The sequence below is a fragment of the Effusibacillus sp. SKA8 genome (assembly GCF_058273125.1).
The window spans coordinates 1-22,216 of the sequence record NZ_JBZCSF010000005.1 but is presented as its reverse complement, the minus strand read 5'-3'; the positions used below and the strand labels follow the sequence as shown (position 1 = coordinate 22,216).

19 protein-coding genes are annotated in these 22,216 nt (G+C 54.4%); 12 read left to right on the top strand and 7 right to left on the bottom strand.

The annotated features are described in order from the left end of the window. The first annotated feature begins 94 nt into the window (after positions 1-94). Positions 95-769 carry a L,D-transpeptidase gene (locus tag AC4ED1_RS05755; RefSeq protein WP_490936595.1) on the top strand — a complete coding sequence of 225 codons (675 nt, stop codon included), beginning with the start codon at positions 95-97 and terminating at the stop codon, positions 767-769. 169 nt (positions 770-938) lie between these two features. Here the strand turns inward: AC4ED1_RS05755 and AC4ED1_RS05750 are convergent, their stop codons facing one another. Next, entirely contained in the window at positions 939-1,511 is a 573-nt protein-coding gene (locus AC4ED1_RS05750) for a TetR/AcrR family transcriptional regulator (protein WP_490936593.1), read from the bottom strand. A 306-nt stretch (positions 1,512-1,817) separates the two neighbouring features. On the opposite strand from AC4ED1_RS05750, the gene AC4ED1_RS05745 reads away from it, so the two are divergent. The 10 genes from AC4ED1_RS05745 (at position 1,818) to AC4ED1_RS05700 (ending at position 14,316) form a co-directional block, all read left to right on the top strand. Next, entirely contained in the window at positions 1,818-3,716 is a 1,899-nt protein-coding gene (locus AC4ED1_RS05745; RefSeq protein WP_490936591.1) for a PrkA family serine protein kinase, read from the top strand. A 189-nt stretch (positions 3,717-3,905) separates the two neighbouring features. Beyond that, a complete protein-coding gene (gene yhbH / locus AC4ED1_RS05740; protein WP_490936589.1) occupies positions 3,906-5,060 on the top strand; it encodes a sporulation protein YhbH in 1,155 nt (384 codons plus the stop codon). A 42-nt stretch (positions 5,061-5,102) separates the two neighbouring features. Next, positions 5,103-6,518 (top strand): SpoVR family protein, encoded by a 1,416-nt coding sequence (locus AC4ED1_RS05735; RefSeq protein WP_490936587.1) that lies wholly within the window; start codon positions 5,103-5,105, stop codon positions 6,516-6,518. 271 nt (positions 6,519-6,789) lie between these two features. Further along, positions 6,790-7,173, top strand: a complete 384-nt coding sequence (locus AC4ED1_RS05730) for a carboxymuconolactone decarboxylase family protein (RefSeq protein WP_490936585.1) — start codon at positions 6,790-6,792, stop codon at positions 7,171-7,173. A gap of 32 nt (positions 7,174-7,205) precedes the next feature. After that, positions 7,206-7,988, top strand: coding sequence for a carbon-nitrogen family hydrolase (locus tag AC4ED1_RS05725; RefSeq protein ID WP_490936583.1), 783 nt, complete (start codon positions 7,206-7,208; stop codon positions 7,986-7,988). A gap of 93 nt (positions 7,989-8,081) precedes the next feature. Next, on the top strand, positions 8,082-8,855 hold the full coding sequence (locus AC4ED1_RS05720) for a dioxygenase family protein (protein WP_490936581.1): 774 nt from the start codon (positions 8,082-8,084) through the stop codon (positions 8,853-8,855). A gap of 121 nt (positions 8,856-8,976) precedes the next feature. Further along, positions 8,977-9,756 carry a sulfite exporter TauE/SafE family protein gene (locus AC4ED1_RS05715; RefSeq protein ID WP_490936579.1) on the top strand — a complete coding sequence of 260 codons (780 nt, stop codon included), beginning with the start codon at positions 8,977-8,979 and terminating at the stop codon, positions 9,754-9,756. 182 nt (positions 9,757-9,938) lie between these two features. Further along, positions 9,939-12,647 (top strand): aconitate hydratase AcnA, encoded by a 2,709-nt coding sequence (acnA, locus tag AC4ED1_RS05710; protein ID WP_490936577.1) that lies wholly within the window; start codon positions 9,939-9,941, stop codon positions 12,645-12,647. 108 nt (positions 12,648-12,755) lie between these two features. Beyond that, on the top strand, positions 12,756-13,751 hold the full coding sequence (locus tag AC4ED1_RS05705) for an NADPH:quinone oxidoreductase family protein (RefSeq protein WP_490936575.1): 996 nt from the start codon (positions 12,756-12,758) through the stop codon (positions 13,749-13,751). 409 nt (positions 13,752-14,160) lie between these two features. Then, the gene (locus AC4ED1_RS05700; RefSeq protein ID WP_490936574.1) at positions 14,161-14,316 is read left to right on the top strand and encodes a hypothetical protein; all 156 of its coding nucleotides are present in this window, start codon (positions 14,161-14,163) and stop codon (positions 14,314-14,316) included. 102 nt (positions 14,317-14,418) lie between these two features. Here the strand turns inward: AC4ED1_RS05700 and AC4ED1_RS05695 are convergent, their stop codons facing one another. The 6 genes from AC4ED1_RS05695 to AC4ED1_RS05670 all read right to left on the bottom strand — a co-directional run bounded on the left by AC4ED1_RS05695 (position 14,419) and on the right by AC4ED1_RS05670 (position 19,801). After that, entirely contained in the window at positions 14,419-15,210 is a 792-nt protein-coding gene (locus tag AC4ED1_RS05695) for a DUF169 domain-containing protein (RefSeq protein ID WP_490936572.1), read from the bottom strand. 29 nt (positions 15,211-15,239) lie between these two features. After that, on the bottom strand, positions 15,240-15,962 hold the full coding sequence (locus AC4ED1_RS05690) for an ABC transporter ATP-binding protein (protein WP_490936571.1): 723 nt from the start codon (positions 15,960-15,962) through the stop codon (positions 15,240-15,242). Further along, the gene (locus AC4ED1_RS05685) at positions 15,959-16,714 is read right to left on the bottom strand and encodes an ABC transporter ATP-binding protein (protein WP_490936569.1); all 756 of its coding nucleotides are present in this window, start codon (positions 16,712-16,714) and stop codon (positions 15,959-15,961) included. Before AC4ED1_RS05685 ends, AC4ED1_RS05690 begins: the two co-directional genes overlap by 4 nt. Then, positions 16,701-17,597: a branched-chain amino acid ABC transporter permease gene (locus tag AC4ED1_RS05680; RefSeq protein ID WP_490936567.1), complete on the bottom strand. Its 897-nt coding sequence runs from the start codon at positions 17,595-17,597 to the stop codon at positions 16,701-16,703. Before AC4ED1_RS05680 ends, AC4ED1_RS05685 begins: the two co-directional genes overlap by 14 nt. A 4-nt stretch (positions 17,598-17,601) precedes the next feature. Next, the gene (locus AC4ED1_RS05675) at positions 17,602-18,486 is read right to left on the bottom strand and encodes a branched-chain amino acid ABC transporter permease (protein WP_490936565.1); all 885 of its coding nucleotides are present in this window, start codon (positions 18,484-18,486) and stop codon (positions 17,602-17,604) included. Between the two features lie 82 nt (positions 18,487-18,568). Beyond that, complete coding sequence (locus tag AC4ED1_RS05670; RefSeq protein ID WP_490936563.1) at positions 18,569-19,801, bottom strand: ABC transporter substrate-binding protein; 1,233 nt, start codon at positions 19,799-19,801, stop codon at positions 18,569-18,571. Between the two features lie 302 nt (positions 19,802-20,103). Between AC4ED1_RS05670 and AC4ED1_RS05665 the strand changes: the two genes are divergently transcribed. After that, positions 20,104-21,699: a long-chain-fatty-acid--CoA ligase gene (locus AC4ED1_RS05665; RefSeq protein ID WP_490936561.1), complete on the top strand. Its 1,596-nt coding sequence runs from the start codon at positions 20,104-20,106 to the stop codon at positions 21,697-21,699. The last annotated feature ends 517 nt before the right edge of the window (positions 21,700-22,216 follow it).

Here is a 22,216-nt window from a genome sequence, read left to right as displayed (position 1 = left end):
CAACCGCCGCATCCGTGCGGCGGATCCGGCACCAGGCCATCTGTGGCCGCCGCAACAGCGGAGTAAAACATCCATGTTTTAAGGAGCTTTTGGTATGAAACGACCGGTACAAGCCATCACCTCTATAACATTTCTCACACTGGCCGTGGGCATTGCCGGGTGTGGGCAAAAAGCGGAAGGGCCCGTACAAATGAATCCGGCTTCGTCCGCACAGGCTGCTTCTCCCGCATCGTCAACCGGCAATCAGAAACCGGGAGAACCGTTCGCCACAAATCAGGAAGCTTCAGGTACGGCCCAAAATGGGGCCGGAGTGCCTGTCATGCCTTTGGACTGGACAAAACCGTCCGGCGGGGACTACCCGAAAATCCAGAAAGGAGATCCGATCTGGATCGACGTGTCGATCAAGGAACAGCGAATCTACATTAAGAAGGAGGATCAGACGATTTACACGATGGTCACATCGTCCGGGCTTGATACGGAGCCGGGGACGTCGACGCCGAGGGGGACTTTTTATGTCGAGCCGGAGCGGGGCGAATGGTTCTTTGCGCCGCAGTACCAACAGGGAGCAAAGTATTGGGTGTCCTGGAAAAATCACGGAGAATTTCTTTTCCATAGCGTTGCCATGGACAAAAATCAGCAGGTGATTGAAGAGGAAGCGAAGAAGCTGGGGCAAAAAGCGTCCCACGGTTGCTTCCGACTCACCATTCCCGATGCAAAATGGATCTATGACAACATCCCGGTGAAAACGAAAGTGGTCGTGCGGGACTGACCGGTTCGCATACCTGATGGTAAAGAAGTTTTTTCATAATTATTCCACAAATTTTGGGTAGAATGAAACGGAAGTAACATTTCCCCTTTTTATGCCTGGCCTTGCGCCAGGGATTTTTTTGTCCGACCGGGCAGCCAGCCGTTCAATATGCTCTTGGGCACACTAAACTTCATTTCGCCTGCAGGCCTTCCAGCAAAATCGCCGTTACCTGACCGGACAGCTCGTCTGCTTTATATTCCCGCTTGCTTAACAACAAGTGGAGAGACGCAATCGAAGTCCCGCCAAACACGGTCCAGGCGGCCGATTCGGAATCGGTCCGCACGAAATCGCCTTCCTCCATCGCCTGCACAATGAACTGCTCAAGGAGTTTCGTATATCCGCTCAGCATTTTGCGGAACTCTTTTTGCCGCTGCTCCCCTCCCCAGGCCTCCCGCAGCAGGATGATGCAAAAATCGCTGTATTGCCCGAAGAAGCGAATCTGCTGGCGGAGCGCCGTCTCCAGTTTTTCCTTTCCCTTCATGTCGGGGCGAACCTGTTCGTTCACCGATTTTCGCAGCAACTCGATTCCTTCTTCGACAAGAAACACAAACAGATCCTCTTTGCTTTTGAAGTGATAATAGATCGTCCCTTTTGCCACGTTGGCGCGGGCCGCAATGTCGTCCACTGTCGCCCTGTCAAACCCGCGCTCCGAAAATACGTCGATTGCCGCCTGAAAAATCAGGCTGGTTTTATCCCTGCGCAAACCGTCTCACCACACCTATCTGTCGCTATCAGTCTCACCCTACCACATTTGTCCAATATTCGCAAACGTCAGAAAATCCCCCCTCCCGAGGAAACGGACAAGTGAGACTTGCATACAAATAGTTATACGAACGGTTTTCACTCGATATATTGAATAAAAAACGAGACGATCCCGGGGCGCATTTCCCGGTTTTATCGGGTCCCCAATCAAGCATCGGGTCCGACGGGTTTCGGGTCCCCACGAAAGGATTGATTTCGTGGGATTTCTTTATCACCGCTTGCGGGGAATTTGTTAGGGGGAGTGAGAATGGACATTCTAAACCGGTTGCAAACGTACAGGGCTCAAGAGCAACAACTTGCCTGGGAAGGGACGTTTGTCGATTATCTGGAACTTGTCAGGAACAACCCGAAAATCGCTGAAACCGCACATTCCCGTATATACCATATGATTGAAGCGGCGGGAATAGACACAGACGAACAGGGGCGCAAACATTACCGTTTTTTCGAGAAAGAGATTTTTGGACTGGATGCCGCTCTGGAAAGGCTTGTGGAGGAATATTTTCACTCGGCGGCACGCCGCTTGGACGTTCGGAAAAGGATCCTGCTGCTGATGGGGCCTGTCAGCGGCGGAAAATCGACGATCGTGACCCTGCTGAAACGGGGGCTGGAACAATATACCCGTACGCCTGAAGGAGCGGTGTATGCCATCAAGGGATGTCCGATGCATGAAGAACCGCTCCATTTGATTCCGTCTGAATTGCGCCCCGAATTCGAAAAGGAGCTCGGCGTCCGGATCGAAGGGAACCTGTGTCCGTCCTGCCGGATGCGGCTGCAAAACGATTACCACAACCGGGTGGAAGACGTGCTTGTGGAACGAATCCTCTTTTCGGAGGACGAACGGGTCGGCATCGGCACGTTTTCCCCGTCTGACCCCAAATCCCAGGACATTGCGGACTTGACGGGAAGCATCGACTTCTCGACGATCTCGATTTACGGGTCGGAATCGGACCCCCGCGCGTACCGGTTTGACGGCGAGTTGAACAAAGCCAATCGGGGATTGATGGAGTTTCAGGAGATGCTGAAATGCGATGAGAAGTTTCTCTGGCATCTGCTGTCGCTGACGCAGGAGGGCAATTTTAAAGCGGGCCGGTTTGCCTTGATTTCCGCCGATGAAATGATCATCGCCCATACCAACGAAACCGAGTACAAAGCGTTTATCGCCAACAAAAAAAACGAGGCGCTGCAGTCGCGCATGATCGTCATGCCGATCCCCTACAACCTGCGCGTTTCGGATGAAGTGAAGATCTACGAAAAGCTCGTCAAACAAAGCGACCTGAATCATGTGCACATCGCTCCGCACGCCCTGCGGACAGCCGCGATTTTCTCGATTCTGACGCGCTTGAAAGAGTCGAAAAAGCAGGGGATGGATCTCGTCAAAAAGATGTACCTGTACGACGGGAGCTCGGTGGAAGGATTCAAGGAAAAAGACGTGCAGGAACTGCGCGTGGAAGCGCCCGACGAGGGCATGAGTGGCATCGACCCCCGCTATGTGATCAACCGCATCTCCAGCGCTTTGATCCGCAGGGATACGTCCTGCATCAACGCTCTCGATGTGCTGCGGGCCATCAAGGAAGGGTTGGACCAGCATCCGTCGATCACCAAAGAAGACCGCGAGCGGCTGCTGAACTTTATTTCCATCGCCCGCAAGGAATATGACGACGAAGCGAAAAAAGAGGTGCAGAAAGCGTTTGTCTATTCCTACGAGGAATCGGCCAAGACGCTGTTGGAAAACTATCTTGACAACGTGGAGGCTTACTGCAACTGGCAGAAGATCAAAGACCCCATCACCGGTGAAGAAATCGATCCGGACGAAAAATTGATGCGGTCGATCGAGGAACAGATCGGCATTTCCGAAAACGCCAAAAAAGCGTTCCGCGAAGAGATTTTGATCCGGATTTCCACCTATGCACGCAGAGGCAAAAAATTCGATTACAACTCGCATGAACGCCTGCGGGAAGCGATCGAGCGCAAACTGTTCGCCGATCTGAAAGATGTGGTCAAGATCACGACATCGACGAAGACGCCGGATGCGACGCAACTCAAGAAAATCAATGAGGTCACCAAGCGTTTGATCGAGGAGCACGGCTACTGCCCCGTTTGCGCCAACGAACTTTTGCGGTACACAGGAAGCTTGCTCAACCGGTAACGGATCAGAGTGGGGTTCTTTTTGGAGGTCCCCAGCAAAGTGGTTCACTTTGTTGGGGTTTCCTGTAACCGGACGGAATTTGAGGGACGAGTTGGCGGCATGCTGAATAGAATAGGGTAATAAGGTCACACGCATCGCGCGTGTTGCAAGCCGCATGTCAAACGCATCGAACGGAAGGAGGGAACGCGTATGACAAGGCCAAGTTTTACCCTTTCGCGGGAGGATTGGTCTCTCCATCGCAAAGGCTATCAGGACCAACTGCGTCACCAGGAGAAAGTTCGGGAAGCCATCAAGAAGAATCTCGCCGATTTGATCAGCGAAGAAAGCATCATTCTATCAGATGGTAAACAGATATTGAAAGTCCCCATCCGTTCCCTGGATGAGTACCGTTTCCGGTTTAACCATAACAAACAACAGCATGCCGGACAGGGGGACGGATCGTCAAAAGAAGGCGATGTCCTCGGGCGCGACGGAGATCCGAGGCAGGCGTCCGGGCAAGGCGAAGGCGCCGGCGACCAACCCGGCATCGATTACTACGAAGCGGAGGTCACCGTCGAAGAACTGCAGAATATCCTGTTCGAGAACCTGGAGCTGCCGAATTTGCGGCAGAAGGCACAGGACGAAATCACCGTCACCAACATTCGGTTTAACGATATCCGGAAAAAAGGCTTAACGGGCAACATCGACAAAAAGCGCACCATCATGGAAACCCTGAAACGCAACGCTCTCCAGGGAAAGCCCGGCCTTCACGGGATCAGTCCCGACGATTTGCGTTACAAAACGTGGGAAGACGTTCGGATTCCGCGGAGCAATGCGGTTGTTCTGGCAATGATGGACACCTCGGGTTCGATGGGATCGTTTGAGAAGTATATTGCACGCAGCTTCTTTTTCTGGATGGTCCGGTTTCTGCGCACCAAGTACGAACACGTGGACATCCAGTTCATCGCCCACCATACGGAGGCCAAGATTGTCACGGAAGACGAATTTTTTACAAAAGGGGAGAGCGGGGGAACGATCTGTTCGTCGGCCTATCAACTGGCGTTGGATCTCGTCAACAAACGATACCATCCGGACCGCTACAATGTGTACCCGTTCCATTTTTCCGACGGCGACAATCTGTCGTCCGACAACGAAAAATGCGTGCGCATCATCCGCGAACTGATTGCGCTGTGCAACATTTTCGGGTATGGCGAAGTCAACCAGTACAACCGTTCGAGCACTCTGATGAACGCTTTTAAGCACATTCACGATCCGAAGTTCAAAGCGGTCGTGATTCGCGAAAAGAGCGAAGTCTACAAAGCGCTGACAACCTTCTTTGCGCGCGACGCGCAGCTCGTTTCTTAGAATGTGCGAGCAACCTTTCGAGAATATTTTGGGGGTCCCGGCATGAATCGGCAGGAAATTCGCGAACTGGAGAAGTCAATCGAACAGATGATGGACATCGCCCGGTCATACGGGCTTGATTTTTATGAAATGCGGTTTGAGATCTGTCCGGCGGATATCATTTACACGTTTGGCGCGTATGGGATGCCGACCCGCTTTTCCCATTGGAGTTTCGGCAAAGCCTTTCACCGGATGAAAATGCAGTACGATTTCGGTCTGAGCCGGATTTACGAACTGGTGATCAATTCGGATCCGTGTTACGCGTTTTTGCTCGACGGCAACACGTTGATCCAGAACAAGCTGGTGTCGGCACATGTGTTGGCACACTGCGATTTTTTCAAAAACAACGCCCGGTTCGCCCATACCTCCCGGTACATGGTGGAGAGTATGGCCGTGTCCGCCGACCGTATCCGGGCCTACGAAATCCAGTACGGCAAAGAGGCAGTGGAAGAGTTGTTGGATGCGGCACTCGCCATCCAGGAGCATATCGACCCTTCTTACGCGGCAAGGAAACGGCCGCGCGAAATCAAAGTTGAAGAGCCGAAACACGAACCGGAATCCCCTTACGAAGATTTGTGGAAACTGGACTCCCGGGAGCAAAAGGGGAAACCCAAGGAGTCGGCGACGGTGGTGCAAAAAATACCCCCCCGGCCGGAGAAAGACCTCGTCTTGTTCATCATGGAGCACAGCAAGGTTCTGACCGACTGGCAGCGCGACATCCTGTCGATGATCCGCGATGAAATGCTGTATTTCTGGCCGCAACTGGAAACGAAAATCATGAACGAAGGCTGGGCGACCTATTGGCATTTACGGATCATGCGGGAGATGGACTTGACGGAAGACGAGACGATCGAATTCGCCCGGATGAACGCCGGGGTGATCCTGCCTTCCCGTACCAGCCTCAACCCTTATCATGTCGGGCTCAAACTATGGGAAGACATCGAAAAGCGATGGAACAATCCGACGAAGGAAGAACGGGAGCGTGGGGGCCGGAAACCCGGGCAGGGGCGGGACAAAATGTTTGAGGTGCGCGAAATCGAATCGGACATTTCTTTCCTTCGGAACTACCTGACAAAGGAACTGGTTGAAGAAATGGATCTCTACCTGTACCAGAAAGTCGGGAACGAGTGGAAGATCGTCGAGAAGGACTGGGAAAAGGTACGGGATCAGCTGTGCGCATCCCGCGTGAACGGCGGGTTCCCGGTGCTATTGGTGCAGGACGGGGATTATCTTCGCAACGGGGAACTCTATATCCGGCATGAGTATGAAGGGGTGGAACTCGACGTCAAATATCTGGAAAAAACGCTCCCCTACGTCTACCGCTTGTGGGGCCGCCCGGTCCATTTGGAAACCGTCCTGGAAAACCGGCTCGTGCTGTTCACCTTTGACGGGAAGAAGCCGCAGCGCAGGTTTTTGTGAGGAACCTCTGCATTCAGGCTATTCCCGCAACAATGGCGCAGTCTGCAATTCCCGTCTTATGTTTTATCACCCCGAGGCGCGACTTCTCGCTAAAAGTCCGTTTGGTGCCGAATTAAAATGTGACTATCAAGTCGGATGGAAGATATGGTAACATTTAAATTGTAGGCATTTTAAAATCCGACTGTTCAGCGGCGAAAGTTTTGGGGCTTTGAAAGAATGGGCCTACGATCCTGTTCGTGGCCCGTTTTTTGTGAATGAGGAGGGATGTGCAATGAGCAGCGAACGCCATGAAAAAGGTCTGGAAACGATCGCGAAAATGGTCGGTCAAGAAGGCATTGCCGCTTTGGAGGAGGTTCGGCGGGTTTTCCCCGATTTGTACAACGCGATCGTCGAATTCGGGTTTGGGGATATCTATTCCCGGCCTGCGCTGGATTTGAAACAGCGGGAACTGTTGACCCTCTCTTCCCTGATCACGCAAGGGGCGGAAGGTCAGCTCCCGTTTCATGTCCACGCCGCGTTAAACGTCGGCCTGACACCGCGGGAAATTCTGGAAATCGTTTTGCATTGCGCTCTCTATGCCGGATTTCCCAAGGCAGTCGGCGCTCTGGCGGTCGTTATGCGAGTATTCGGAGAAAGAAACATAAACTTTGACTGACAAAGAGTGTTGGCCGACGGAGGGGGTTTGATATGAAACTGGCGCTTGTGCAAATGGATGTCCAAATCGGCGAACCGGAACTGAATTATCAAAAAGTGCAGCGGTTTTTGGAACAGGCGGTGGCCCAAAAACCGGATATCATCATTTTTCCGGAAATGTGGAACACCGGGTATGCCCTGGAGCGGGCGGATGAGATTGCCGATGTTGACGGCCGGAGAACGCGGGAGATCTTTTCCTCGTTCGCCCAAGAACATAACGTGACGATTGTCGGCGGAAGCGTTCTTTACAAAGATTCCAAAACAGGCGACGTGACAAACACCATGCTTGTATTTGACGAAACCGGGAGGGAAGTGCTCCGGTACGACAAAATCCATCTTTTCCGCTTGATGGATGAAGACCGGTATCTGACGGCCGGCAATTCTTTCGGGCTGTTCGATTATCGCGGCACCACCGTTGGCACCATGATCTGTTACGATCTCCGATTCCCGCTGCTGTTTCGAAAACTCGTAAGTTTGGGCGCCAAAGTTTTGCTCAACACCGCCCAATGGCCCACGGCGCGGCTCGATCACTGGAGAACCCTCGTGATCGCGAGAGCGATCGAAAATCAGTCCTACATGATTGCCGTCAACCGCTGCGGCACCAGCCGCGATACCGCATTCCCAGGCAACTCGCTGGTTGTGGACCCCTGGGGGGAGATCCTGCTCGAAGGCGACTCCGCCGAGCGGATTTACCACATTGCAATCGATCTCGCGAAAGTGGACGAAATCCGCAAAAGGATCCCCGTGTTGCAGGATCAGCGGTACGATCTCTATTGAGCTTTTTATGAAGTCGTTCTCCATCAATCTCTCCATCCCTTTCTACATCTTGTTGCGGAATTGGAAAAACCTGTGTGGCAAGGAGGCGCCGAAATGATTCCATCTTTTTTTATTGCCCATGGGGCTCCCACGCTTGCGATTGAACAAAACGGCTACACCAGGTTCCTGCACCGGCTCGCCGGACAGCTTCCCCGGCCCCGGGCGGTGGCGGTGTTTTCCGCCCATTGGGAACATGAGGTCCAACAGGTGAGCGGCGCTGCGGATTATGAAACGATTTACGATTTTTACGGGTTTCCGCCCGAGTTGTACCAAATCCGTTATCCGGCGAAAGGGGACGGGCAAATTGTCGGGGAAGTCCGGGAACTGTTCGCCGAACAAGGAATCCGCTGCGACATCGATTCCACCAGAGGGCTCGATCACGGCGCATGGGTGATCCTCAAATTGCTTTATCCTGCTGCCGATATCCCCGTTGTCGCTTTATCCGTAAATCCCGCGCTGCCGCCGGCCGAACAATACCGGATTGGGAAAGCTCTTGGCCAACTGCGGCGGCAAAATGTGCTGATCCTTGGCAGCGGTGGCACGGTCCACAATCTGCGCAGGCTGGCTTGGGACGGCACGGAAGCGGCCGACTGGGCGGTCCGTTTCGACGACTGGATCAAAGAGCGGCTGGAGCGATGGGATCTGGAAGAGTTGTTCGACTATGAAAACAAAGCGCCCCACGGTCTTGAAGCGGTGCCGCGCAGCGAGCATTTCGTTCCGCTGTTGATCGCCATGGGCGCCGCTGACGACAGCCGCAGTGCATCCCTGCTGTATCGCGAATTCCAGTACGGATCGCTCAGCCTGAGTTGCTGGCAGTTTGGCACTTAGCGGCCCGGGAATCGAATACGCACGGGAAACCGCCCCGGTCGGTGCGGTTTTGCCGTTCGGAAAATGTTTGACATATGATCGTTAGAATCTCGATACAGCTGGTATTGGAGGGGGAAGGCGAATGAGTCCGGAGTTAATCCTCACTCTGCTGTGGATCGGGTTTACCGGTTCGTTGATCTCCGGGATGTTGGGGATCGGCGGCGCAGTCATTAATTATCCTCTGCTTTTGTATGTGCCGTCAGCGCTTCGGGTCGCTTCTTATACAGCCCATCAAGTTTCGGGGATGATGGCCATGCAGGTATTCTTTGCAACGCTGTCTGGCGTTTTGGCCCTCCGGAAGGAGAAACTGATCCATCATAAACTGGTTGCCTACATGGGGATCTCGGTTATGGCGGGAAGTTTTACCGGAGGCTACGGCGGGCGGTTCTTATCGGGAATGGCCATAAATCTTGTGTATGCGATTCTGGCCACCATTGCGACTGCCATGATGTTGATCCCGACACAAGCGGACGATGACATTCCGTTGGAACAAGTGCAGTTTAACCGGACGGTCGCGGTTGTCGCCGCCTTGCTTGTAGGGATTGCTTCCGGGATCGTGGGAGCGGGCGGGGCTTTTCTGTTGGTTCCGGTCATGCTTCAAATCTTAAAAGTCCCTACGCGCATCGCGATTGCCTCTTCTCTGGCGATCACTTTTCTCTCCGCTGTCGGTTCCGGCATCGGGAAAATCGTTTCCGGAGACGTTCTGTTCTGGCCGTCTCTCCTGATTGTGATCGCAAGCGTCATTGCGGCCCCGCTCGGTGCCAAAATCAGCAAACGGACGAATGCAAAGGTTTTGCATGCGATTTTGGCGGTGCTGATCTTGGGGACCACAATTAAAATCTGGACCGATTTGCTGTTGTAAGACCGCTTGTCATCGCTGTGGATCGCCGGGCGATCCGGGGATGTTGCGCACGGGTCTTATTTTTTTTTAAAAAAGGCTATCGTAATATGGGAAAAAATAATCTATAATACAAATGGATCATTTAATGAAACGTTGTTTTAACAGATGAAACAAATTTGTTGCATTGCGGAGGAGGTCATTCTATGGCAAACCAAGACAAATTTTCTGCCCGTCGCCAATTGCAAGTCAGCGGCAAAACCTACACCTACTATTCTTTGCCTGCCCTTGAAGAGAACAAACTGGGCCCCGTATCGAAACTGCCGTTTTCGATCAAAGTTCTGCTGGAAGCGGCTGTCCGCCAATTTGACGGCGTCGCCATCACGGAAGAGCATGTGAAGAAAATCGCCAACTGGACAGAAGAACGCGATCTCAATCAGGAGATCCCGTTCAAAATGGCTCGCATCGTACTGCAAGACTTCACCGGTGTTCCGGCGGTTGTTGACCTTGCGGCGATGCGTTCGGCGATGCAGCGCATGGGGAAAGACCCTGAGAAGATCAATCCGCTGGTGCCTGTCGATCTCGTGATCGACCACTCTGTCATGGTTGACTATTCCGGCACCAAAGACGCGCTGGATAAAAACATGCAACTGGAGTTCGAACGCAACCAGGAACGTTATCGTTTCCTGCGCTGGGCACAAACCGCGTTCAACAACTTCCGCGCCGTTCCTCCGGCTACCGGGATCGTGCACCAGGTGAACCTCGAATACCTCGCATCGGTCGCGATGACCAGCGAAGTGGATGGAGAAACCTATGTATTCCCCGATTCGCTTGTAGGCACCGACTCTCACACCACCATGATCAACGGCCTTGGCGTTGTCGGTTGGGGTGTCGGCGGTATCGAAGCGGAAGCGGGGATGTTGGGACAACCCCTTTATTTTGTGACTCCGGAAGTTGTCGGATTTAAACTGACCGGAACCCTGGCGGAAGGAGCAACCGCTACCGACCTCGCTTTGACTGTCACGAACATTCTGCGCAAAAAAGGCGTTGTCGGCAAATTTGTCGAGTTCTTCGGACCCGGCGTCAGCAAGATGAGCCTTGCCGACCGTGCCACCGTCGCCAACATGGCGCCTGAATACGGCGCAACGATGGGCTTCTTCCCGGTTGACGAAGAAACCCTCAACTACCTGCGTCTGACGGGCCGCAGCGAAGAGCAAATTGCGCTTGTCGAAGCTTATTACAAAGCGCAAGGCATGTTCCGCACAGACGACACGCCGGATCCTGTGTTCTCCGATGTGGTGGAACTCGACCTGTCGACTGTCGTGCCTTCTCTGGCCGGTCCGAAGCGTCCGCAGGACCGCATTGAGCTGACCGCGATGAAAGAAGGCTTTAACCAAGCGGTTCGCACCCCGATTGAAAAAGGCGGTTTTGGGCTATCCGAGGAAGATCTGAAGAAAGAAGTGAAAGTTCAGCATCCGAACGGCGAGACTTCGACGCTGCGCAACGGCGCGGTTGTCATCACCGCCATCACAAGCTGCACCAACACCTCCAACCCGAGCGTGTTAATCGCAGCGGGTCTGCTTGCGAAAAAAGCGGTCGAAAAAGGCCTCAAGAAGCCAGCTTACGTAAAAAGCAGCTTGACACCGGGTTCCCGCGTCGTCACTGACTACCTGATCGAAGCCGGCCTGATGGATGCGCTGGAAGCGGTCGGTTTCCACGTTGCCGGTTACGGTTGCGCGACCTGTATCGGAAACTCTGGTCCGCTGCCCGATGAAATCAGCAAAGCGATCGCCGACAACGACCTGACGGTTGCGGCCGTATTGTCCGGTAACCGCAACTTTGAAGGGCGGATTCATCCGCAGGTGAAAGCGAACTATCTGGCTTCGCCGCCGCTTGTCGTCGCGTACGCACTGGCCGGAACCGTCGACATTGATCTGACAACCGAGCCGGTCGGCTACGGAAACAACAACGAGCCGGTCTTCTTGAAAGACATCTGGCCGTCTTCCGAAGAAATCAAAGAAGCGATCAACAAAGCGGTACGTCCCGAACTGTTCCGCAAACGCTACGAAAACGTATTCACCGGCAACGAGGTCTGGAACCAAATCGACGCTCCGACTGGAACGCTTTACAATTGGGATCCGAATTCCACCTACATTCAGGAGCCGACCTTCTTCAAGGATCTCAGCGAAGACTTCAACGCGATCCAAGAAATCAAAGGCGCAAAAACACTCCTGCTGCTGGGCGATTCCGTCACCACCGACCATATTTCGCCGGCGGGCAGCATCAAGCCGGACAGCCCGGCAGGACGCTACCTGCAAGAGCGTGGAGTGGCTCCGGTCGACTTCAACTCTTACGGTTCCCGCCGCGGCAACCATGAAGTGATGATGCGCGGAACGTTCGCGAACATCCGCATCCGCAACCAAGTCGCTCCGGGTACGGAAGGTGGCGTAACGACCTACCTGCCGACGGGCGAAGTGATGTCCGTTTACGACGCTTCGATGCTCTACCAGGAGCAAAACATCCCGCTCGTGGTCATCGCCGGCAAGGAATACGGAACCGGAAGCTCCCGCGACTGGGCGGCGAAAGGTACGTTCCTGTTGGGAGTCAAAGCGGTCATCGCGGAAAGCTTCGAGCGGATTCACCGCAGCAACCTGGTGGGCATGGGCGTATTGCCGCTGCAGTTCACGGAAGGCACAAGCTGGAAGTCGCTTGGCATCACGGGTCAGGAAACGTTCGACATCGTGGGCCTGAACGACGGAATCCAGCCGGGCCAGAAGGCAAAAGTCCGCGCAACGCGTCCGGATGGAAGCTCGTTCGAATTCGATGTGATCGTTCGCCTCGACAGCGTGGTCGATATCGATTACTACCGCAACGGCGGTATTCTGCAAAAAGTGCTCCGTCAACTGGCGAAATAAATGAAATTCGGTCAAACAAGCAAAAAGTTCCCGTGAAACTGACGGGAACTTTTTCTTTTGGTAGAATGGGGATGCAGGGGTTGCATCAAAACTAGGGAGGGTTCGGTTGTGGACACACGGTTTCGCGCATTGGTGGTTGATAAGACAGAAGATTCTTTTTCTTTGGACGTCAAAGAGTTGACGCTGCAGGATCTGCCGGAAGGAGAGATTACCATCCGGGTGGCGTATTCGAGCGTCAATTATAAAGACGGGCTCGCTTGCATTCCAAACGGCCGCATCGTCAAGTCCTATCCGTTTGTCCCCGGCATCGATCTGGCGGGAACTGTCGCTGAATCGCGCAATCCCCGTTTTCGCGAGGGGGATGAGGTGATCGTCACCGGTTACGAGTTGGGAGTGTCCCATTTTGGAGGATTTAGCGAGTATGCGTGTGTACCTGCAAGTTGGGTTGTTCCTCTGCCGCAGGGGCTGAGTCTGAAAGAAGCGATGGCGATCGGGACCGCGGGTTTCACGGCGGCATTGTCGATTCAGCGTCTGGAAGAAAACGGTTTGCGGCCGGACCGGGGGCCGGTGATCGTAACGGGCGCCACGGGAGGAGTCGGCAGCACCGCAGTCTCAATGCTGTCGAAGCTTGGGTATCACGTCGTGGCAAGCACCGGCAAAAGAGCGGAGCACGAGTACTTACATACGCTGGGGGCGAAAGAAATCCTTGGCCGCGACGAGGTGACAGATACAAGCCGTCCTTTGCAAAAAGAGCGTTGGGCGGGTGCCGTCGATCCGGTTGGCGGCAAAACGCTGGCTTATCTGCTCAGCACCACGAAGTACGGCGGTTCGGTGGCAGTCAGCGGGCTGACAGGCGGATCTGATCTCGTTACCACAGTATTTCCGTTCATCCTGCGTGGAGTCAATCTGTTGGGAATCGATTCCGTGTACTGCCCGATGGATGTCCGGAAGAAGCTGTGGGAACGCCTGGCGAGCGATCTGAAACCGGCGAACCTGTTGGATCAAATCGGGTATGAGATCTCGCTTGAGGAACTTCCTGATACAGTCGGCAAGATTTTGAAAGGTGAAGTTCGCGGGCGGACTGTAGTGAGGTTGGAGGCTTAGACCCGGTAAAGCGGGCAAGTGACTGGAATCACAGGGGTGGGATCGGCTCCCAACCCTTTTTTCCTGTTCGAAGACTTACCTTGCTGGCTTTTGTTTGAGGCGAAACAATCCTAGCTTGCTTTTGTCTACGGTTCTGAGAGAACCCAACAATATCCAATGGGCAAAAATGAGCCCGGACGGCCTGTTCTTTGGACGAAGCCCACTTTGCCGGCTTATGTCGGGCAAAACGGCGGGAAACAAGCATCTTTCGAGCCTTTAAAGGGTCTGAAAGATGCTTTCTTAATTTGCGCGTGTCAGAGTTACAGCTTGAAAAAATAAAATGTAGTAACACAGATGTTTACAATTGCATACTGTTATAGTACAATAAAGTCAACAAGAACAGAAAACCAGTCAAAAGGAGGAGGCGGCGATGTCGATTGCGGAATTTTACGGGTGGACGTACCAGCAGCAGACCGGTTCCAACCGGATGACGGCGGAATGCACGGCGTGCGGAACCGAGATGAATGAACAGAGTGGAACAGTGTTGTACGAATGCGAGCGATGCATGAATGCTCATGTGGAGTGATTGACAGACGGTGTTTCGTTCCGATTTCCGAGAACGATGCGCCGTTTTTTTGTTATAGCGGAAAAGCCGCCCCTTAAAAAAAGAGGCGGCTTTCTTTTCGAGTTACTTCGAATCAACCGTCTTCGCTTCCCCAAACAGTTGCGTCAGTTGCTGGTAGGTCTTTGGGAATTCAGCTTCATACCGCAGGAATGCCGGGATCGGGTAGCGCACGCCGCCTTTGTGGGTACCCTCCAATCCGTAAATCAATTCGTCCGCGTCGGAGAACAGGAAGCTGAACGCCATTTCGGTGTCCTGCGTCTGGGCGAACAAGCGGTCCCCGTAGCAGGGGAGGATCACCTGCGGTTGTCCGGTCTGCAGCGGTTTGATTGCGATGTCCGCGCAGTCGGCGCGGCTGGAGAAGGTCGACGGGATGGAGCCGCCCCTTTTGTACAGCATGCCGGCTGTCAGCCGCATCACTTGCGCCGAATTGCCGTAAACCACCACGACATCCGGATCAAAGGGTGCGCGGTCCAGTGGAAACGCCACGTAATATCCGCTTTCTTCCAGTGAAAGCTTCGGCACATCCTGTTCGGTCAAGGCTCCCGCTTCCAGGGTTTCCGTATACATGCCGCAGACCAGGTTGCCTTCCGTATAGTAGGGCAGTTCGGGTTCGTAACCGAAGGCGACTTGCGCGATGGGACAGGACAGGTCTTCGCCGTTCATCGCGATCGTCCATCCGTAACGGCGGGCAAAGCTGACGGCCTGACAGATCGTGATCCCGACTCCCAGGTCTTTTTTCGGTCGCTTCGCTCTCGGTGGCAGATCCGCGGAGTTTTTCACGATTCTGATGCCGACCGGGAACGTGTCGGGCCGGATGTGCTTTTGGATCGCCTCGTTTAATTGTTGCGTGCTCATCTGCAAACCCCCTTTTTTCTGGCAGAAGACTACCCCGCTTTATGGCCGCCAAGATAGGCTGCGATGACAGCCGGGCTGTTCAGAAGCTCCCGTCCGGAGCCTGTCAGCGTGATCCGTCCGATTTCCATCACATATCCGCGGTCTGCGATGGACAAAGCTTTCTTGGCGTTTTGTTCGACAAGCAGGATCGTGATACCTTCCTGATTGAGCCTGCGAATGATCGCAAAAATTTCTTGAATCACGATCGGAGCCAGTCCGAGCGAGGGTTCGTCGAGCATGAGAATTTTCGGGCGCGCCATCATGCCACGGGCGATGGCGAGCATTTGCTGTTGTCCGCCGGACAGGGTGCCGGCGGGCAGTTTGCGCTTTTCCGCCAGGATCGGAAACAGCTCGTAGGAACGTTGCAAACCCTCTTCCAGCCGCTTACGGTCTTTTTCATGGTAAGCTCCCATCAGCAGATTCTCTTCAACAGTCAGCCGGTTTACGATGGCACGGCCTTCCGGCACGTGGATCAGATGTTTTTCCACCCGCTGGTGCGGCTTCATGTTTGAAATCGGCATGCCTTCGTAGAAAATGTCGCCCAGCCGCGGCTGCAGAAGGCCGGAGAGCGTTTTCAAAAGCGTTGATTTTCCCGCGCCGTTCGCGCCGATGATCGTTACGATTTCTCCTTGCTTCACTTCCAGATCGACGCCTTTTAACGCCGCAATCTGGCCGTAATTGACATGCAGATTCCGCACGGACAAAACCGTCAAGCGGACTCCTCCTTTCCGAGGTAAGCCTCGAGCACGGCTGGGTGGTCTTGAATCTCGGCGGGGCTTCCTTCCGCGATTTTTTCCCCGAAGTTGAGGACGGCGATATGATCGCAAATCTCCATAATCACCGACATGTCGTGTTCGATCAACAGAAACGTGTAGCCTTGCTGTTTGAGGTGAACCAGGGTTTCCGAGAGCCTGCGGCTTTCTTCCGGGTTCATGCCGGCCGCCGGTTCGTCCAGCAGCAGAAACTTGGCGCCTGTCGCCATCGCCCGCGCGATTTCGAGGCGGCGCTGATCGCCGTAAGACAGGGCGGAAGCGGGGATGTCCGCTTTGTCATCCAACCCCAGCAGCGCAAGCAGACATGCGATTTCCGCGGCTAGCTCTTTTTCTTTCTCCCTTTGAAAGAAAGGCCATAAACTGGCTATTCCGACACGCAGTTGAGCGCATTGCGCGATGCGGATGTTTTCCCGAACCGACATGTGGGGAAACAAACGGATGTTTTGAAACGTCCGGCCGATCCCAAGCCTTACAATCTCGACCGGCGGGAGACCGGAGACGGTCCGTCCCCGGAATGAGATTCTGCCTCGGTCGACGGGATAGATGCCGGTGATCATGTTGAACAAGGTCGTTTTTCCCGCGCCGTTCGGGCCGATCACGCCCGTAATCGTCCCCTCCCGGACGGTCAGGTTGAGGTCCTTGATCACCTGCAATCCGCCAAACCGTTTGCTGATTCCTTCAATCGTTAACACTCGCTTCGCCTCCTCTCAATTCACTCAGGCCGATGGCGGCGGGGGCGGAAGTGACTTTTCGCCGAAACGACATCCATTTTCCGATTTTTGCGACCGTTGCGGCTGAAAGCAGACCTTGCGGGCGGATCATCATCATGACGATAATCATCGCCCCATAGACAATCATGCGCCAGTCGGCCAGGGGGCGGATCAATTCGGGCAGCACCGTCAGGATCAGGGCGCCGAGAGCCGCTCCCCAGAACGTTTCCACACCGCCAAAGATCACGAAGAACAAAATCAGCAAGGACATATGGAACCCGAATGCGTGGGGATCGATAAAAAACATGTAATGGGCGTACAGGCCGCCGCCGATGCCTGCCATTGCGGCGCTGATCGTAAAGGCGAGCAGTTTCATGTAGGTGTTGTTGATGCCCATGCTGAGAGCGGCGACTTCATCCTGCTGAACCGCTTTGAACGCCGCCCCGAGCCGGGAGCGGTTCAGCCTGTGGCAGAAGAGGAGACAAAGCGTCACGGCAACCCACACCATGAGGAGGGTGGTGCCATGCATGCCGCCCATTCCGGAAGCTGCTCCGATATACTCGATATTTTGCAGGATTACTTGCAGGACTTCGCCAAGGCCGAGCGTTCCGATCGCCAGATAGATGCCGCGGACCCGCAGGGCGGGAAAGCCGATCAAGAGCCCCACGACGGCTGCTGCCACCGCTCCGATGACCAGGGCGGCGATCAGCGGAGTCCCCATTTTTGTGGTGAAGATCCCCGCCACATAGGCGCCGACCGCCATAAAAGCGCCGTGGCCGAGGGAGATTTGGCCGGTGGACAGGGTGATGTAGAGGCTTAACGCCAGGATGATATGGATGCCGGCGAAGATGAGAACCGTTTCCATACCCTCACACCCTTTCCGCCTGAATTCTCGCTCCGAACAGCCCGGAGGGCTTGAGGAGCAGCACAAATACCAAAAATCCCCAGACGACCGCGTCCATGAACGGGGCGGTTCCGAAGGGAAGCGCCACGACGAGGACTTCCAGCAGGCCGATCAAAATTCCCCCGAGCATCGCCCCGTATACGTTGCCCAGACCGCCGATGACCATCACGGCCAACCCTTTTAGCCCCATGGTCGTGCCAATAAAAGGGCTGATTTTTTCAAAGCGGAGCCCGATCAATACGCCGGCCACTCCCGCCAGCAGGGCGGAGATGGCAAAGGTCGCGAGCACGATCCGGTTGACGTTGACGCCGAGCAGTTTGGCCGCCAGCGGGTTTTCGGACAGCGTCCGCATCGCGCGGCCCGTGCGGGTGCGCTCCAACAGATAGGCGATGGCGACCATCAGGGCCAACGCAATGCCGAGAATCAAAAGCTGGGTGCTGCTGATCAAAAGGCCGCCCACTTTCCAGTCGGGGAATTGGAGGGTGGCGCGAAACACTTGCGGTTCCGATCCGCCCAGTTTGACCGCCAGGTTGGTCAACACCGTTCCCGCGGCAATCGTGCTGACCAGCGGAGCCAGATGATACTGTGGTTTCACGGGACGGAAACAGATTCTTTCAATCAAAACGCCAAGCGTGGCAGCCAGCAGAATGGACGCGGGAAGGGCCAGATACAGCGGGAACCCGAACGAATTCATCGCATACGCGGCAAAAAATCCGCTGAACATAAACACTTCGCCGTGGGCGAGGTTCAGCAAATTGAGAATCCCAAACACGAGGGTATAACCGATCGCGATAAGTGCGTACATGCTGCCGAGCATGAGACCGTTGATCAATTGCTGAGTCAGTTCCATAGGATGCCTCCCTTCGAAGGTAAAAACGGGGTGCCCCGACCGGACACCCCGATTGACAGCAAGATGGTTCGCCTCAATGTCGTCAGTTCAGCATTTCGTATTTGCCGTTTCGGATGATCAAAGGATAGTTTTCCTTGTCCCCGTCGCCCGACGCATCCATCCCGAACGTTCCGGTGATGCCCGGGTATCCTTTGAGGCTGGTCCAGCCCTGCTTGACGGTCTCGCGCAAGTCCGCCAGATCGGAAGAACCGTTCTTGTTGGCTTTTTTCAGGATGTCGGCCGTAACGTGAATGGTCTCGTACATATTCGCTTCAAAATGTCCGGGGGTCGGATCGGCCGGAGTGATTTTTTGCGCCAGCGGTATGAACTTCTCAACGAACGCTTTTACTTTCGGGTCCGGTTTGTCGGGGTTCCAGTCGGCCGTGGCGACGAAGTTTTCCACCGCTTTTCCGCCTTGTTGGATAAGGGCGGCGGAATACATGCCGACACCGCCGATCACCGGTTTCTTGAAGCCCTGTCGCTCCATTTCCTTGGCAAAGCTCGCCGCTTCCCCGTACAGCCCGCCAAAGGCGATCGCGTCCGGATTGAGGGCTTTCAGCTTGGTGACGGCCGCGCTGAAGTCGGTAGTTCCGGTCTTGAATGTGATGAGATCGTTTTCATTGACGATCTGCACGTTGTTTTTCTTGAGGATTTGCGGGAACAGCGTCGTTCCCACCGACTTGGACCAGGCGTCCTGCTCGTCGTGGATGATGGCGATTTTTTGAACGTTAAAATGTTTGATAAACTTTGGAATGGCGTTGTCCAGCAGTTTGTCGTCTGTCATCGAGTTGCGGAACGCCCACGGGCGATTGTTGGCGGATACGCCCGGTTTCGCCGACGAAGCGGAGATGATGGGCACCTTCAACTGGTTTGCCACCGGGAACGCCACTTCACATTCCCCGCTGAAAAAGGGTCCGGCGATGGCGGCCACTTTTTCCTGCTCCAGATCGCGGGTCAATTTCACGGCGGACTCGTTTTTGCCGCCGGTGTCCTTGAAGACCAGTTCCAGCTTCGACCCGTTGATGCCGCCGGCCGCATTGATCTCGTCGGCGGCGATGTTGGCGGCGATCTCCTGTTTCTTGCCCCAGTCCGCGCCTTTGCCGGTCTTGTCCACCAGCACCCCGATTTTGATCGGCTTGGCGTCTTTTGCCGCATTCCCCCCGGTATTTCCCTGCGTTGCGGTGTTTCCGCCGCAGGCGGTCAGCAGCATGCCCGCCAACAGGGTCGCGGCGGCGATCCCCTTTTGGATTTTTCTCTTCGTCGATTGAATTTGCATACATTTCCCCCTCCTGAACGGTCGTTCGGCGAAAGTGTTTAAAAATTCAGACGCATCTGACAATATATATATTCGATAACCGCTTCGGAAATTCCTTCAACAAATCGCCGTCTCGAAAGAATATTTTTCGACAATAAATGACAAAAGATTGCCGGGGAGTAATGGAGGATTTTATTGACTGACTCTTTTGACGGTTATATATTTTTTGATAGAAAGCAAGGTTTTTTCGGCGGTTTCCGACTGACTGATCGTTCGGTCGGAATGGTGGGAGAGTACACTGATTTGGAAAAGGGGGATTTTGCATGTTGGTTCCGATGTTGGTCAACGATTTTTTGCGACGGGCGGTTGCCTTGTATGGCAAGAAGACGGCCATTGTCTGCGAGGACGGGTCCCGGCTGACCTACAACGACTTTCAGGCACGTGTCAACAAATTGGCCAATGCGCTCCGGGAGCTTGGCGTCGGCAAGGGGGACAGGGTGGCGTATTTGTCGCCCAACACCCACAGAATGTTGGAAGCTTTTTACGGAGTCACGCAAATCGGCGCGATTCTGGTTCCGTTGAACACCCGGCTGATCGGGAGCGATTATCTCTACATTTTGAACCACTCCGGAGCGAAGGTGCTGTGCGCCGATGCGGAGCTGACCGGCCCGATCGAGGAAGTGCGGGAGGAGTTGGCGACTGTTGAACAGTTTGTGTTGCTGTCCGACCTGACAACATCGGAACGCCCGGGGTGGCTTGCATACGAACCGCTGTTGGAAAGCCAGCCGGCTGAAATGGCCGGTTTGCCCGGGATGGACGAAAACGATGTCGCGACGATCCTGTACACAAGCGGAACCACCGGCAAACCCAAGGGCGTCATGAGCACGCATCGGAACCTGTACTTTAATGCGATCAACTCGATGCTTCATCTGAGGATGAACGACCGCGACGTGATGCTGCATACCCTACCGCTGTTCCACGTGAACGGGTGGGGAAATCCGTTTAGCGTAACGGCGATGGGCGGCACTCACGTCTGCCTGCGGAAAATCGACCCGGCTATGATCTACCGGCTGATCGAACGGGAAGGCGTCACCATCGCCTGCATGGCTCCAACCGTTTTGAACATGTTGATTAACTCGCCGGAGCGGGAAACCTATACAAAAACCGCCGACATGCGGGTGGTAATCGCCGGTTCGGCCCCGCCGCCGTCTTTTGTCAAAATTGTGGAAGAGGAAATGGGCTGGGAGTTTATCCAGGTGTACGGCATGACGGAATGTTCGCCGTTTTTAACCGTATCCCATCCGAAATCGACGATGGACGGCATCACATTGGAAGATCGGTACCGCTACAAAGCGAAAGCCGGCTTTCCGATGCTTGGCATCGAATTGCGCGTCGTGGATGGCCAGGGGCGGGACGTTGCGCCTGACGGAAAACAGATTGGGGAAGTGATCGCCCGCGGAAACGTGGTGATGAAAGGGTACTGGAACCAGCCGGAGGAGTCGGCCGTCGCGATCCGTGACGGCTGGTATTACACCGGCGATATGGCGACGGTTGACGCGGAAGGCTACATCGATATTGTCGACCGCAAAAAGGACATTATCATCAGCGGCGGCGAAAACATTTCCTCGATCGAAGTAGAAGGGATCATCTATGAACATCCCGCCGTATTGGAGGCGGCCGTAATTGCGGTGCCGCACGAAAAATGGGGGGAGCTGCCGCATGCCGTCATCGTGCTCCGGCCGGGGCACAGCGCGACTGAGGAAGAGATTATCAATTTCTGCCGGGAACGCATGGCCCATTTTAAAGCCCCAAAATCGGTGCAGTTTGTGGATGCCCTGCCGAAAACCGCGTCCGGCAAAATTCAAAAGGTCCATTTGCGGGAACGGTTTTGGGGACAGTCCCGGCGAAAAGTCAACTAATCAACCGGATGGCGGAGGTTGGGCTGCAGTTGCAGAAATCCTCTTGCGGGAATTTCCGCAAGAGGATTTTTTCATTCGGCCTTATCTCTGACGATATCATCCCTGAAGTCTTGGGCGGGTATCAGTGTCCTGGCCCGCCAGGCGTCTTTCGGGGGAACGGCGCCAGCTTCCCGATAACGCTTCGGCGTTCCGGCAGCTGGACTCCGTTTGTGAAAAGTCTGTTAAGGATTTGTCGATATGGGAAAGGGTTCGACAGATTTTTTATGGGCTTTTTTACTTGCGGAACCGGAAAAAGTCAACAGTGGCGCTAAATATTGCGTTTTGCCGCGGTAGGTAAGAACATCCGACGAGATCAAAAAATGCAAATTGTTGTCGTAAAATTCTGCTTTCCATATTTTTTTCAGTTCATATACTAGATAGTGTAATGTCGGCAAACATTACGGCATATGCTGTACGGTCGCAGCGAAGAAAATCCAAAACAAGGAGTTGCGGGAGGAAAATCTTATGAACGGCAATG

What these genes read in the sequence shown, in the direction of transcription:
- AC4ED1_RS05755 (WP_490936595.1), top strand. Translation starts at nt 95, where the DNA reads ATGAAACGACCGGTACAAGCCATCACCTCTATAACATTTCTCACACTG.
- AC4ED1_RS05745 (WP_490936591.1), top strand. Translation starts at nt 1,818, where the DNA reads ATGGACATTCTAAACCGGTTGCAAACGTACAGGGCTCAAGAGCAACAA.
- yhbH (WP_490936589.1), top strand. Translation starts at nt 3,906, where the DNA reads ATGACAAGGCCAAGTTTTACCCTTTCGCGGGAGGATTGGTCTCTCCAT.
- AC4ED1_RS05735 (WP_490936587.1), top strand. Translation starts at nt 5,103, where the DNA reads ATGAATCGGCAGGAAATTCGCGAACTGGAGAAGTCAATCGAACAGATG.
- AC4ED1_RS05730 (WP_490936585.1), top strand. Translation starts at nt 6,790, where the DNA reads ATGAGCAGCGAACGCCATGAAAAAGGTCTGGAAACGATCGCGAAAATG.
- AC4ED1_RS05725 (WP_490936583.1), top strand. Translation starts at nt 7,206, where the DNA reads ATGAAACTGGCGCTTGTGCAAATGGATGTCCAAATCGGCGAACCGGAA.
- AC4ED1_RS05720 (WP_490936581.1), top strand. Translation starts at nt 8,082, where the DNA reads ATGATTCCATCTTTTTTTATTGCCCATGGGGCTCCCACGCTTGCGATT.
- AC4ED1_RS05715 (WP_490936579.1), top strand. Translation starts at nt 8,977, where the DNA reads ATGAGTCCGGAGTTAATCCTCACTCTGCTGTGGATCGGGTTTACCGGT.
- acnA (WP_490936577.1), top strand. Translation starts at nt 9,939, where the DNA reads ATGGCAAACCAAGACAAATTTTCTGCCCGTCGCCAATTGCAAGTCAGC.
- AC4ED1_RS05700 (WP_490936574.1), top strand. Translation starts at nt 14,161, where the DNA reads ATGTCGATTGCGGAATTTTACGGGTGGACGTACCAGCAGCAGACCGGT.
- AC4ED1_RS05695 (WP_490936572.1), bottom strand. Translation starts at nt 15,210, where the DNA reads ATGAGCACGCAACAATTAAACGAGGCGATCCAAAAGCACATCCGGCCC.
- AC4ED1_RS05680 (WP_490936567.1), bottom strand. Translation starts at nt 17,597, where the DNA reads ATGGAAACGGTTCTCATCTTCGCCGGCATCCATATCATCCTGGCGTTA.
- AC4ED1_RS05675 (WP_490936565.1), bottom strand. Translation starts at nt 18,486, where the DNA reads ATGGAACTGACTCAGCAATTGATCAACGGTCTCATGCTCGGCAGCATG.
- AC4ED1_RS05670 (WP_490936563.1), bottom strand. Translation starts at nt 19,801, where the DNA reads ATGCAAATTCAATCGACGAAGAGAAAAATCCAAAAGGGGATCGCCGCC.
- AC4ED1_RS05665 (WP_490936561.1), top strand. Translation starts at nt 20,104, where the DNA reads ATGTTGGTTCCGATGTTGGTCAACGATTTTTTGCGACGGGCGGTTGCC.